The organism is Desulfurellaceae bacterium, from assembly GCA_021296095.1.
Lineage (GTDB): Bacteria > Desulfobacterota > Binatia > Bin18 > Bin18 > JAAXHF01.
The window spans coordinates 24,683-37,060 of the sequence record JAGWBB010000042.1; the positions used below are offsets into that span (position 1 = coordinate 24,683).

General features: G+C 61.0%; 12 protein-coding genes. 1 reads left to right on the forward strand and 11 read right to left on the reverse strand.

Features of this window, described 5'->3' with window-relative positions; genetic code table 11:
• Positions 1–2 precede the first annotated feature (2 nt).
• On the forward strand, positions 3–1,577 hold the full coding sequence (locus J4F42_11845; protein MCE2486199.1) for a sodium-dependent transporter: 1,575 nt from the start codon (positions 3–5) through the stop codon (positions 1,575–1,577).
• 244 nt (positions 1,578–1,821) lie between these two features.
• On the opposite strand, the gene J4F42_11850 is transcribed toward J4F42_11845, so the two are convergent.
• From J4F42_11850 to J4F42_11900, 11 genes are all read right to left on the reverse strand, one after another.
• A complete protein-coding gene (locus tag J4F42_11850; GenBank protein ID MCE2486200.1) occupies positions 1,822–2,538 on the reverse strand; it encodes a M48 family metallopeptidase in 717 nt (238 codons plus the stop codon).
• Positions 2,535–3,302, reverse strand: coding sequence for a DUF3387 domain-containing protein (locus J4F42_11855; protein ID MCE2486201.1), 768 nt, complete (start codon positions 3,300–3,302; stop codon positions 2,535–2,537). Before J4F42_11855 ends, J4F42_11850 begins: the two co-directional genes overlap by 4 nt.
• Position 3,303: 1 nt before the next feature.
• Positions 3,304–5,820 carry a type I restriction endonuclease subunit R gene (locus J4F42_11860; protein MCE2486202.1) on the reverse strand — a complete coding sequence of 839 codons (2,517 nt, stop codon included), beginning with the start codon at positions 5,818–5,820 and terminating at the stop codon, positions 3,304–3,306.
• 606 nt (positions 5,821–6,426) lie between these two features.
• Entirely contained in the window at positions 6,427–6,834 is a 408-nt protein-coding gene (locus J4F42_11865; GenBank protein ID MCE2486203.1) for a PIN domain-containing protein, read from the reverse strand.
• Complete coding sequence (locus tag J4F42_11870; GenBank protein MCE2486204.1) at positions 6,831–7,031, reverse strand: type II toxin-antitoxin system VapB family antitoxin; 201 nt, start codon at positions 7,029–7,031, stop codon at positions 6,831–6,833. Before J4F42_11870 ends, J4F42_11865 begins: the two co-directional genes overlap by 4 nt.
• Positions 7,032–7,070: 39 nt before the next feature.
• Entirely contained in the window at positions 7,071–7,601 is a 531-nt protein-coding gene (locus J4F42_11875; GenBank protein ID MCE2486205.1) for a hypothetical protein, read from the reverse strand.
• A 585-nt stretch (positions 7,602–8,186) separates the two neighbouring features.
• Positions 8,187–8,555, reverse strand: a complete 369-nt coding sequence (locus J4F42_11880) for a hypothetical protein (GenBank protein MCE2486206.1) — start codon at positions 8,553–8,555, stop codon at positions 8,187–8,189.
• A gap of 117 nt (positions 8,556–8,672) precedes the next feature.
• Complete coding sequence (locus tag J4F42_11885) at positions 8,673–10,067, reverse strand: DUF4263 domain-containing protein (protein ID MCE2486207.1); 1,395 nt, start codon at positions 10,065–10,067, stop codon at positions 8,673–8,675.
• Complete coding sequence (locus tag J4F42_11890) at positions 10,067–11,263, reverse strand: restriction endonuclease subunit S (GenBank protein MCE2486208.1); 1,197 nt, start codon at positions 11,261–11,263, stop codon at positions 10,067–10,069. Before J4F42_11890 ends, J4F42_11885 begins: the two co-directional genes overlap by 1 nt.
• 44 nt (positions 11,264–11,307) lie before the next feature.
• Positions 11,308–11,529 (reverse strand): type II toxin-antitoxin system HicB family antitoxin, encoded by a 222-nt coding sequence (locus J4F42_11895; GenBank protein MCE2486209.1) that lies wholly within the window; start codon positions 11,527–11,529, stop codon positions 11,308–11,310.
• 480 nt (positions 11,530–12,009) lie between these two features.
• Entirely contained in the window at positions 12,010–12,159 is a 150-nt protein-coding gene (locus tag J4F42_11900; protein ID MCE2486210.1) for a hypothetical protein, read from the reverse strand.
• Positions 12,160–12,378: the final 219 nt, after the last annotated feature.

Here is a 12,378-nt window from a genome sequence, read left to right on the forward strand (position 1 = left end):
CCATGACCGAACAGCAGGAGCGGTGGGGGAGTCGGCTCGGCATCATTCTGGCCGTTGCCGGCTCGGCGGTCGGGCTGGGCAACTTCCTGCGCTTTCCCGGCCAGGCTGCCCAGCACGGCGGCGGGGCGTTCATGATCCCCTACCTGTGCGCCCTGCTCTTTCTGGGCATTCCGCTGTGCTGGGCGGAGTGGACCATGGGCCGCTACGGCGGGCGCAAGGGTCTGCACTCCGCTCCGTCCATCCTGGGCGTGATCGGCAAAGGCGCCCCGGCCCGCTATCTGGGCGTGCTGGGCATCCTCGCCCCGCTGCTGGTCAACATGTACTACGTGCTGATCGAGGCCTGGTGCCTGCGCTATTTCCTGGCCTATGTGACCGGCGACCTCGACCTCGGCTCCGACCCCGCCCAGTACGCGGCCCGCTCGGGCGACTTTTTCCGCACAGTCAGCGGCGACGGTGCCAACGGCCTGATCCCGGACGGCAGCGCCGGGCTGGTGTTCCTGCTGTTCGTCATCGGCTTTAACCTGTGGTTCATTCGCCGCGGCCTGGCCAAAGGCATTGAAACCTTCTGCAAGATCGCCATGCCGGCCCTGATCGTGTGCGCCCTGATTGTGCTGGTCCGGGTCTTGACCCTGGGCACGCCCGACCCGGCCCGGCCCGACCAGAACGTGCTGGCCGGCCTGGGTTTCATGTGGAACCCCGACCTGTCTCATCTGGGCGATTTCCAGACCTGGCTGGCGGCCGCCGGACAGGTCTTTTTCAGCATCGGGATCGGCTTTGGCATCATCATCAACTACGCCTCCTACCTGACCAAGAACGACGATGTGGTCCTGTCCGGGCTGACCGCCTCGGCCACCAACGAGTTCTGCGAGGTGGCGCTCGGCGGCCTGATTACCATTCCGGCCGCCTTTGTGTTTGTCGGGGTCGGCCTGGCGGTCGGCTCCACCTTCGGACTCGGCTTTCAGACCCTGCCCATCGTCTTCGCCTCCATGGGCGAGGCCGGTCGTCTGATCGGAGCGATCTGGTTCTTCATGCTCTTTCTGGCTGCGGTCACCAGCTCCCTGTCCATGCTCCAGCCGGTGTTCGCCTTCCTGGCCGAAGCCCTGGGCCTGTCCCGCTCCAGAGCCCTGGTGTATCTGGGCGGCCTGACCAGCCTGGGCGCGCTGTGGGTGCTGTACTTCAGTCGCGGCCAGGTCGCCCTCGACACCATAGACTTCTGGGTCGGCACCCTGGCCATTGTCATCCTGGCCACCGTCCAGAGCGTGTGCTTCAGCTGGGTGTTCGGCATCGACAGGGGCCTGGCCGAGGCGCATACCGGGGCGCAGCTGCGCATACCGGGCGTCTTCCGCTTTGTCATGAAGTATGTGACGCCAGCCTATCTGCTGATCGTCCTGATCGGCTTTTGTCTCCAGAGCCTGCCGGGCTATGTCCGGGGCTTGGCCGACAACACGGTCGCCGGCTGGACCCTGGTTTTTATCGGGCTGATCCTGGTCCTGCTGGTGGTCATCACCAGAATCGGAGAGCGGCGCTGGCGGGCGGCCGGGCTGGATATTGACGGGCGCCTGCCGCCCAAGGACTGAACGGGAGTGGAGCGATGACGGCTGGGGGCTGGATTTTCATGCTGACATCGGTCGGCTTCGTGCTGGGGCTGGTCGGGTTCTGTTTTTACCGGGTGTTGAGCGGGTCGGGAACGCACCGGCCGGGGGATGACTCGTAGGGTGATGGAGCATCACCTTTTCTCCAGGGCGTGCGAACCGGCGGCCGGGGACCGCTCGAAACGAGAAGCAGCATAGGGACGCGGTGGGGCGATTTCAAGCCGACGCCTCAGGCCATGCACCGCTCCAGCCGCTCCTTGCGCCTCGGCCAGTCCGGCAGCACCCGATCCAGCAGGGCGAAAAAGGCCGGCCCATGGTGGGGCTCGGCAATGTGGCACAGCTCATGGGTGATGACATAGTCAATCGCCTCGACCGGCGCCTCGACCAGGCGGCGGTTGAGCAGCAGCCGCGAGGTCGGCGACATCGACCCCCAGCGCCGACGCAGCCGTCGGACGCTCAGCCCCTGCGGCCGGACCGCTTCCGGGTCGGGGAAGCGCGCCAGGTTCACCTCCAGCCGTTCGGCGAATTTGACCTGAGCCCGGTCGCGGTACCAGCCTTCGACCAGCCCGCGCGTGACCTCGGCCCGCTCAGGTTCACGGCTGTGGACAAGGATAAAGCCACGGCTCAGCCTGACCGTCGCCCGCGCGTGGGGCAACACCTTCAGGCGATACCGCCGGCCGAGATAGCGATGGGTTTCGCCGGCCACAAAACGCCGCTCGGGCGTCTGGGGCAGATACCGGGCGAAAAGGCGCTGCTGGCGGCGCACCCAGGCCGCACGCTTGCGCACCTTGTCGGCAATGGCCTCCAGCGGGGCGTCGAGCGGCGCGGCAACCACAACCGTCGCATCCGGCTCCACGCCGATCTCCAGGGTCGCGCGCTGGCGGCGCACCACCGCGAACTCAATCGTCTGCGCGCCGTAACGCACCCGATGCCGCTCCGCCCTCATCCGGGAAACCTCGCCCTGGCCAGCTTCACGATCTCGGCCTCCAGCTCATCCAGGACCTCGTCCGACAGCGCGATGCCTTTCTCGTCGCGCAGCACATCGAAAAAGTAGTCGTCGATGGCGTTGCGCAGGCTGTTCTGGGCGACGGCGTTGGACCACATGTCAACGATGTGGTGAGCCTTGACGATATCAATGATGGCCAGGGCGATAGTGGCGACCTCGACCCTGTCGAGCGGCTCGCTATCGGCGCGGACCAGCGCTCCGTCGAGAATGCCAAAAAACGCCTGCCCGTCGTCGTTGCCTCTGAGCGGCTCGGGCACGTCGCGGCCCCGGTCCTTGCGGGCAACCTTGGCGGCCAGCTCAAGCACCCGGTTGAGATAGTCGCGCTCGGACAGCCGTCTGGCGCGGTAGTCGCGGATCGTCTCCTCCAGCAGCTCCGAGAAGCGCCGGTAGAAGCTCGGGTCCTCGTCCAGCCTCTCGGTGAGGGTCCGCCGCGTGGCGCTGGCGATGCGGTCGGCCTTGGAGGCGTCGGAAATGCCCGTCTCGTCAACAATCGCCCTCAGCGCCTCGGGGTCGTTGATATTGACGGCTTCGATAATGGTCTCGGCCGGCCCGGCGACCACCTGCTCATCGAGCAGCCGCCGTATCGTGGGCTCGAACTCCTTGACATCGACCGTCTCCTGGTAGCGCAGGCGGACCGCGTGCCGCAGCTCCGAGAAGCGCTGCCAGTCGCGCTTGAGCGTGTCAATCTGCGTCTGGTCGAACACGTCAAGCACCTTGTGCGACGAGAGCGCAATGTGCAGACAGCGGCCAAAGGCGCGCAGCCGTTCGTAAAAGTCCTGACGGACAGCCTTGCTCCATGTCCCGCGTGTTCCTGACCGGCCGAAAGAGGTCCCACAGCTGATCGTGAAGCTGGGGCAGCCTGCGGATGTGCTCCCGCACGTCGTGCAGCGTCCCGGTCAGGTCCGCCGCGTCAAACCCCTGGAAGGCGGTATAGGTGGACAGCGCCTTGTCCAGCTCGCCGAGCAGCCCCTCGTAGTCGACGATGAAACCGAACTGCTTCTCAAGCCCGTCCTCCTCGTACAGCCGGTTCACCCGCGCGATGGCTTGCAGCAGGGTGTGTTCGCGCAGCGACTTGCACACGTACAGCACCGCGTTGCGGGGCGCGTCAAAACCGGTCAGCAGCTTGGACACGACGATGAGGATTTCCGGCTCGCCCGGCCCCTTGAAGGCGTCAATGATCCGGCGATTATACTCGCCCTCCGTCCCGTACTGCGCCATCATCCGCGTCCAGAACGCACGGACGAGGTCTTGGGATGCCGAATCAACCTCTTCGTTGCCCTCATTGTCGTCGGGCGGCGAAATGACGATGGCGCTGCTCACCTGCCCGAGCGCGTCGAGCGCCGCCTTGAAGCGCACGGCCGCAGCCTTGGACGGGGCGACGAGCTGGGCCTTGAAGCCGCTCCCCTGCCAATACCGCCGGAAGTGTTCGGAGATATCGAGCGCCTTGGCCCGAATCGCCTGGTCGGTCTTGGCCAGGGCGTCCATGCGCGAGAACTTCCGCTTGAGGTCGGCCCGCTGCCGTTCGTTCAGCCCCCCGCTGAGCTTTTCGAACCAGCGGTCGATCATGTCCGGGGTGAGGCGCTGTGCGACAATCCGGCCCTCGTACAGCAGCGGCACCACGGCTTCGTCGGCAACCGCCTCGTCTATGGCGTAGGTGTCGATAAGCCCGCCGAAGGTGGACAGGGTGTTCTTCTCCTTGTGCAGCAGCGGCGTGCCGGTAAAGCCGAGGTAGCAGGCCCTGGGCAGGATGCGCCGCATCTTCATGGCCAGCTCGCCGTGCCCGCCGTAGCGGCCGGTCTGGCTGCGGTGGCTCTCATCCACCAGCACGAAGATGTTGGGGTCTTCGTCGGCCGCTGCGCCGCTCCGCGCCGCAATGTCGAATTTGTTGATGATGGTGGTGACCAGTGACGTCTTGTTGCGGATCAGCTTGAGCAGATGCGCGCCGCTGGTCGCCCGGACCGGCTCCATTTCGCACGACCGGAAGGTATCCCTGATCTGCCGGTCGAGGTCGTCACGGTCGGTCACGATGACGATGCGCGGGTTGGGAATGTCGTGGTCGAGCGCCAGGGCGCGGCCCAGCATGACCATGCTCAGCGACTTGCCCGAGCCCTGGGTGTGCCAGATGACGCCGCCCCTGCGACGGCCGGCCGTGTCGAACTGCTTGACCCGCTCCACGGCCCTGCAAACGGCGAAGAACTGCTGGTGACGGGCGATCTTGCGCACGCCGCCGTCAAAGACGGTGAAGCGTCGTACCAGATCGAGCAGGCGTGCGGGCCGGCACAGGGCGAAGATGGCGCGGTCCTGAGCCGTGATGGCGCGTCCGCCCTCGGCCGCCAGCGCCTCGAAATGCGCCCGCGCGTCGGCCAGCCCGCCGGCATACACAGCCTGGGCTTCGGCCACCGCCAGCGGCCGGTCAATCAAGCCCTGCAAGCGGACCGGCGGCTCAGCCAGCGGCGTGTCGTCCTCAAGCGCGCCGACCAGGGCCGCCCGTTCGGCCGCGTTCGGCTCTGCCGCAGCCAGCTCGGCCAGCCGCTCATCGTCCTCCTCGCGCCACGCCTGCCAGAACTTGCGTGGCGTGCCGACCGTTGCGTAGCGCGCCTCGCGCCGGTTCAGGCTCAGCAGCAGCTGGGCGAAGTGGAACAGCTGCGGGATGTTGTCCTCACCCTGGTAGCCGATCAGCTGGCTGTCAGCCTTTTTCAGGCTTGCGGTCGGTCGTTTGTTTTCGATGACCACAAAGGGGATGCCGTTGACGAAGGCGACAATGTCACAGCGGCGGGTCTGGGTGCTGCCGGTTCGCTCGACCGCCATCTCTGCGGTCACGTGATACACGTTGTTGTCCGGCGTGTCCCAATCGACATAGCGGAACGAGTACGACTTCGAGTCTCCGTCAATGGTCTTGGTAATGGTCGTACCCAGCACGAGCGTGTCATAGATGTCCTGATTGGTGCCGCGCAGGCCCTTGAGCCGGTCGGGCGTGGGCTTCAGCCGACGTATCGCCTCATGGGCGTCTTCGAGATCGAAGGCATACTCGCGGCCGCGATGCGTGAACCGGTTGAGCCGCAGCAGCTGCTCGGTCAGCACCTCGTCGAGGATGACGTTGCGCAGCCGCCCGCCGCGCAAGGCCAGCGCCTCAGCCTGAGAGAGCGGCCTGAAGCCCAACGCCACCAGGAGTTGCAGAGCCGGGATTTGGGACTGATATTTTTCGGTCGCGTCGAAGCTCATAAACGTACCGGAGATAAAGTGAGGTCGGTCGGAAAGCCGGTGTTCGCCCACAGCGTCAGCGAGGCATCCGTTCGCGTTTGTGGCAGTGTCTCGCTTTGAGATTCCCCCTCACCCCAGCCCTCTCCCTCCAGGGGCTCACGGCACGACAGTTTGGGAAATGGGACGGGAGGGGGGAGGGCTTCATCCCCTCCTGGGAGGGGTGCCGCGTGAGCGGCGGGGTGGGTTGTCCCCCGCCCCTGCTGCCGCGTCCGCAGGGAGCCGCCGGCAGCGTGCTTCAACCCCCCCCGGCCTTCGGCCACCCCTCCCAGGAGGGGAACCGGCGACTCTTTTCCTCGTCTACGCAAAACTGTCGTGTCCTCAGCCCTCCAGGGGAGAGGGAGCAGGAAATTCCCTCCCCCTTGAGGGGAGGGCCAGGGAGGGGGATGCGTCACACACACAAGGACGATGTGAAGCTGAGACGCTACCGCGCTTGTCTTTGTCTTGCCATTTCAAACCTGTGGGTCTGCCCTCACCAGACAAAGGATCGGGACTCACCTGATCGACAAGGGGGCTCTGGAAATCCAGAGCCCTTTTGTTTTTTTGGCTTCGCCAAACAGCTGTCAAAGCTCATGAGGCGCGCCAGACTCGAAGCGGTGTCCACTCCGCAACGTGGGTGAAATCTCGGTCAGCCGATAACATGACCAGCTCGTGGCGGATGCAAAGCTGGGCGAGCAGCGCGTCAATGGTTCCGACCTGAACGCCGTGGCGACGGCACTCGTTGCGCAACCCAGCCGCGTCAATGTGGTCCTCGCGCCTCGGAACGATCATGGGTAAGGCGGCGAAGCGCTCCACGATCCGCGCCCCAGCCCTCGGTCCCTGATAGCCTTGCAACAATTCTTGCAGCACGATTCCGGTCGTATGAATCGCTTCACCGCTCTGCAAGGCGTCCCGGAGACGCTGCACCTGGGGGCCTTCGGGCGCCGCATTGCGCCGCAAGGCCAGTGACCACACACTGGTGTCTACAAACAGCGTCACCCGCGGGTCCGTTCACGCTTGTAGTCGTACTCGTCGTCCCAGTCGAACTTCCCGAACAAGTCGAGCAAGCGTTCCTGCTCTCGCCGAGCAATGAATTCCCGCAAGGCTCGGGTGACGGTCGCCTTCTTCGTTTTCTCGCCGCCGACTTCCAAGGCCTTGTTCAGGAGGGCCGAGTCTATCGCCAGATTCGTCGCCATTGTGTCACTCTCCACACATAAAATTACACACGGATAATCTCAGAGCGCCGCTGCGGTCAAGCGCCTGGAGCGTTTCACGTTGGGCTGTAGGTGCCCGTCATGCCGGACTTGATCCAGCCTCCAATTGTGTCCCCACGGTACTGCCGTGACAATCTGGTACAGCAGTTCCTCCGCGTTGCCTTCCTGGTTCAATTTGGCAACAGCGTGTTGCCATTTTTCATCAACGGATGGGACGGAACTCTGCCGGTTCAATTCTGCGACGGCTTGCCGCAGAAATTCAGGCTGAGAGTAGGCGGTGTAAAACTGTCTCATGTTTCGCAGATTACGCGGCGAAAAGCCGGTCACTGCGGGAAAGGCTGTAGACAGGTCGCGCGACAGGCGATCTATGACCGCCTGACCCCAGCCGTGGGCGTTCTGCTTTTCGACGATTCCGCGTCCGATGTCCCAATACAGCAGAATCAGGTCACGGTTCACGGCCCGTGCCGCAGAAATCTGCGCCGATTGAATGCGCGACTTGACCTCGCCCAGCCAGGCCGCGTAATCAGCCGCTTTTGCGACGGTATCGGTCATTTCGTAATCCTCCTGCTTTTCCCGTCTCTTTACGGACAGGCGCAGGGCTTGGCCCAGTTGACGACCCCCTACCCCCCCTCTTCCTGTTTTTCAATGATTTCAGCATGTTAGCTCGCTATATTGCCGTATAGGCACACTGCTCCGGGTAGCCCGGTTCCCGCACGAAGGGACCGTGAGCCTTGCCGACCACGACCGGGCACGTTCCCACTGGCGCGGGGTATAGAGGCTACCGCGTGGCATTGGCTGCGTGCGCTTTCTTTCCGCTTCCGCCACCATACCAATTATCTCCACCAGATGGGACAACGAACCCGCATCCTGGGTAGGGTATCAGTTTGAGCCGTAAACCATTGTTTTTACTGGCCAGAAAATTTCAAAGCGATACACGACCTGATATTCGCAGGTCATCTCTTTACCCGCCATTCGCCAGTGAGCAGCTTTTGCATCAGGCTGCGTTTCTGGCGTGCCACAGTGGCTATCTCAGCCTGAAACCTTTCTACCACCTCGCTCCCTGTCTTCAGGATTCCAGCAATCTCGCGCTGCTCAGAGAGAGAGGGGAGAGAAACGGTCATTTTGCGTCTCCGCTTCCTAACGGCCAGGCTCGCCTTGATTCGGGGGAGCGTCGTGCAACACGAAACCCTCATCCGGCAAGAACCCGCTTGCTTCGATAGATTTGTGCTGAGGCACGAGCATCAACGGTTGATCCAGACCGGCCGCCGGGGTTGTCAGATACCATTCCTCTGTTCCCGCCTCGACCAGCAGTGACCGCAAATCGAGCAGACCGGCGCGGAATTGGCGCAACCGTTCCGGCCCAACGCCCGCCACCAGGTAGCGATCCAGGCCGTTCTGAGCCTCAACCGCTACCGCAATGTATTGCCCGCCCGTGGCATCCTGCGCCTCGAAAACCTGCGGGCCATCGTAAGAGAAGAGCGTGTTCGTGTGTTGGATCGTTTTCATGCTCGCAGTGGGCCATCCGTAGGTTGGATTAGCGAAGCGTAATCCAACATCCCAGCGGAACGCCCCGTGTCGGCTTGCGCTCCGCTAAGCCGACCCACCACTACGTGGGTGGATACGTCATTCCCGTAGGAAGTCATAAAGCTGTTCCAGCCTTTTTAGCAATTCATCGAAAGTGACGATTTCAACGTCCTTGGAATTTCCACGGAAAAACTCGAATGACTTCAACTGGTCTTCGTCTGACGGCACCCTCCCAATAATCAGACAGCAGTGAACCGAGTATGACTCGATGTCATAAATTCGACTGTTATTTTTAATTTGCGCGATTTGGCCCTCGAACTGATACTTCTGATCAAGCACCTGGTTGATTGACCCAGATAACGCTACTGACGGTGTGTAGACCCCTTCGCGGTACGGAGTCCCATTGAGAAGTTTCGCCTGTGGGGTCTTGATTTCTATGATCGCCGCGTTGTTGGTCAGGCTGTTCTTGACCAGAAAATCGGTGATCTTCCCGCCTGAACCGGAAAACTTGCGGCCACCGACCGAAGCCTGATCCTGGACCTTGATGGCCGGATAACCGAACGCTTGATTCAGAATGAACGGATTCTGGTTGAAAAAGGCCTGCCAGTGGCTTTCGTCAAGTTTCTGGCAGAGCATTTCTTTGTAACGCTTAATCAGGTTTTCGAGCGTCACCAGCTCAATGTCGCTTTGCAGCTTGGCAAGCTTGTCGGGATGCTTCTCGGCAATATCCTTGGCGTGGTCACTCACCACGCGGAGTACCGCATTTTGGTCGTCTTCTGAAAGAGGCTCTTTACCTTCCGCTGCGGCCGTTAAGAGTTTGCGGTAAGGATGCCTCCCGGTCTTAGCAGTCTTGGTGGGTAATCCGAGACGCTTAGCCAGAATGTTGTAAGCGGCTACTTTTTTGACCGAGTATGCAGCGTTCCGGGTGTGCTGAGCGACCTTGTTTAGCTCCAACCTCAGCTCCTCAAAATCCTCTTCGGCAATATTGAAGACTCGGCCCCTGGACGTTATCCCGGTCTGACGTTTGCTCGAAATCACAATCTCGGTGCAGTCGGAGAGTGATTGTACGGCGTCTATAATGGAGTAGTAAGGCCTGGCTAGGCCAAGGCCATATGCATAGTCCTTGGTGAAGGTCGAAGGGAGGTCCTGCAACATTGCTCGAACCTCTTCGGATGTTTCGGGTACGGTTTGGTCGAAATCCAGATAAGAGCTATCCGGGCACTCAAGCGTGATGCACTTAACCTTGCTGTATTTTGATTTTAAGAATCTATCGTGAAGGCTAAGAGTATAGAGTGTTCTAATGGGATAGATCGTGAGAGATCGCTCCTTACCGTTGATGAGCAATAGCTTGGTCCTATGCTCGCCCACCTCACCCGAGTCCAGGCGTGCATGCTCTGGAGGGACGAAATATACCTTCGCGATATTAGGGCGAATCTTCTTCACTCTCAGAAAGCCATCACGCTTAGGATCATGGGGCACCTGGATCCGAGGCATCAGTTTTCCTCCACTTTAACCCGCCATTCGCCGGTGAGCAGCTTTTGCATCAGGCCGCGTTTCTGGCGCGTGAGAGTGTCAAGTTCGGTTTCGCGGAGGGCAATCTCACGGTCGGCCACGGCGAGGACCTCTGCGATCTCATCCTGTCGGTCACGCTGCGGAAGTTTTACCGGGGATGCCAGAAAATCGTCTGGCGCAATCCGACGCGCCTTGCGCTGGCCACGGGCAAGGTGAAGCTGGGCCGTGTAATAGGCAGGGCGCGTGAGATACTCGATTAACCACTTCGGGTTGACGTGTTCGCTGATATCGAAGGCCGGCAGGTCCAAGCTCGATTCGTAGCCTCGAAGCGATTCAGGAACAAGGGCGAACGCGCCATTCAAGAAATCAAGCTTGCTGTAGATCAGTTGACCAGGAGAGCGGCGATAGTAACGGGTTTTCGTACTCCCGTCTCGTTTGTCGCTCTTTGGCACGGCTCCCTTTCCGTAGAGTTTTACCGTGATCTTTCGGGCTGACGCACCGTCTGAACCAAGAATGCGGCTTTCTGTGAGAAATTCGCCAAAAACGGTGGGCCGTCCGCCGAGGACGGCTTCAGTAATCAGTTTGGTTCGTAGCGCTTCACGACGGGCGTTCAGCGCTGTTGCAAGTTTTGTTGCGGCCTCAATCGCCTCGTCCCAGGTCCGCAGGATTTCGGCAATTTTGCGCTGTTCGGGGAGCGAGGGAAGAAGAACGGGAAACTCCTTGAGTTGTGTCGAATTGATACTCGCAAGATTCGTGCTCTGCTTTGACGAGAGCTGAAAATAGCGCCGTCCATACCCGGAGGCGGCCTGATACGCGAGAAATTCGGGCAGCAACAAAGATGCCTTCGGACGAACAGCAAAAATATGATTCTGGTGTAAGCAGGGCGTAATCTGACCTTGCCAGACCGTTCCCCTCCCCAACTTGTCGAAGTCGCCGCCCTCCGTGAACAGGACATCGCCATCCCGAAGGCTGTACCTCTCGACCTCAGCCTGTTCGACCGCAATTTCCTTGATTACCGAAAGATCAACATACCCGTCCTGGACATTCGCAACACGCAGATAAGGCAGGGAAATAGGCGAACCATTCACGCGCTTGCCTTTGGCAAGGCCGGTCTGAACATCGGATAGCAAGGAGAGCGGAACCTTCCGCCAATCTTTGGGAAGTTCTGGGCTACGCACATCTACTCCTTCTCTTCCATCCCTTCCCGGTCGTGGCGCTCAACTCAGCCCGCACTATCAAGCGCTCCGGGTTCAACGCCGTCCTCTCGACACATGGCGAGAAATACCTTGAGGGACGCCTCGCCCTCGGCTTTCAGACCTGCGATATCCCGTGCGTAGAAATCCGCCCCGCCGTTCAAACCGACGAATTCACCCCGGAACATGTCGATGCCGGGGTCGAATTGAATGAGCGCCCAGTATCCGTTGATCTCCGTCATGTTTTTCATGGTTGTACTCCATTGCGCCTCAGACATTCACGACTATGAGAATACGCCGGAATCTGACCCCTATCTGACCCCTATTTAAGGCACCCAGGGGTCTTATTCACCTCTCCCAGCTTCGGATACGTCTCAGCCGTCACCCCCGGCTCCTCCAAACGTAGGTCAGCTACTCACGTTCGTTGAAGGACACAATTGTCTCCGCAGCGCGGAGACAATCTGCGCACCATTTCGCTTTTTAGCCATCAGCCATCAACTCCTTTCCCTCACTATCTACCCGTCAGCAGCTTTTGTACCAGGCTGCGCCTCTAAGGAGCAGTTGCCGCTTGCGCGCCCCATCCGATATCCGGGCCACCCTGTAACGCAGTTCGTGGAGGATCGGGGCCGCCGTGCATATCTCGTGGCGATATACTTGCAGGCGTGACCGGACTTCGCCGTCAGGGTGCCGCCGGGTAGGTTCGGACAGGATGTTGCTGTCGAGCAGGTCATTCAATCCGGCCATGAGAACTCCGGCGCCGGGCGCCGGTCCCGCCACCCGTCCACTTCGTCAGGCGTCAACTCCGGCCAGTCGAAGCCGGCTTGCGCGCGCCAGTCCTCAACCGCTTGCCAGAAATCCTTAGCAACGGATATTTCCAGCATGACTTTCACCTCCTGGCCATGAATATGGCCATATTGACCCATTCTCGCCATCACTGTAAACGGCACATTTCAGAGGAGATTCACGTCGCAGAGGGTCTTTGAGCGAAATCAGGGCCAGGCTATGCGTCCAACTCCATTGTCGTACCAGCGATACGACAATCTCTTTTTCGCCTTCGGTCCGTTCACTCTCCGCCATCGACAGAACTGGATGCCGGGCCA

What these genes read in the sequence shown, in the direction of transcription:
- J4F42_11895 (MCE2486209.1), bottom strand. Translation starts at nt 11,529, where the DNA reads ATGAAAAACATGACGGAGATCAACGGATACTGGGCGCTCATTCAATTC.
- J4F42_11880 (MCE2486206.1), bottom strand. Translation starts at nt 8,555, where the DNA reads ATGAAAACGATCCAACACACGAACACGCTCTTCTCTTACGATGGCCCG.
- J4F42_11860 (MCE2486202.1), bottom strand. Translation starts at nt 5,820, where the DNA reads ATGAGCTTCGACGCGACCGAAAAATATCAGTCCCAAATCCCGGCTCTG.
- J4F42_11845 (MCE2486199.1), top strand. Translation starts at nt 3, where the DNA reads ATGACCGAACAGCAGGAGCGGTGGGGGAGTCGGCTCGGCATCATTCTG.
- J4F42_11870 (MCE2486204.1), bottom strand. Translation starts at nt 7,031, where the DNA reads ATGGCGACGAATCTGGCGATAGACTCGGCCCTCCTGAACAAGGCCTTG.
- J4F42_11900 (MCE2486210.1), bottom strand. Translation starts at nt 12,159, where the DNA reads ATGCTGGAAATATCCGTTGCTAAGGATTTCTGGCAAGCGGTTGAGGAC.
- J4F42_11850 (MCE2486200.1), bottom strand. Translation starts at nt 2,538, where the DNA reads ATGAGGGCGGAGCGGCATCGGGTGCGTTACGGCGCGCAGACGATTGAG.
- J4F42_11885 (MCE2486207.1), bottom strand. Translation starts at nt 10,067, where the DNA reads ATGCCTCGGATCCAGGTGCCCCATGATCCTAAGCGTGATGGCTTTCTG.
- J4F42_11875 (MCE2486205.1), bottom strand. Translation starts at nt 7,601, where the DNA reads ATGACCGATACCGTCGCAAAAGCGGCTGATTACGCGGCCTGGCTGGGC.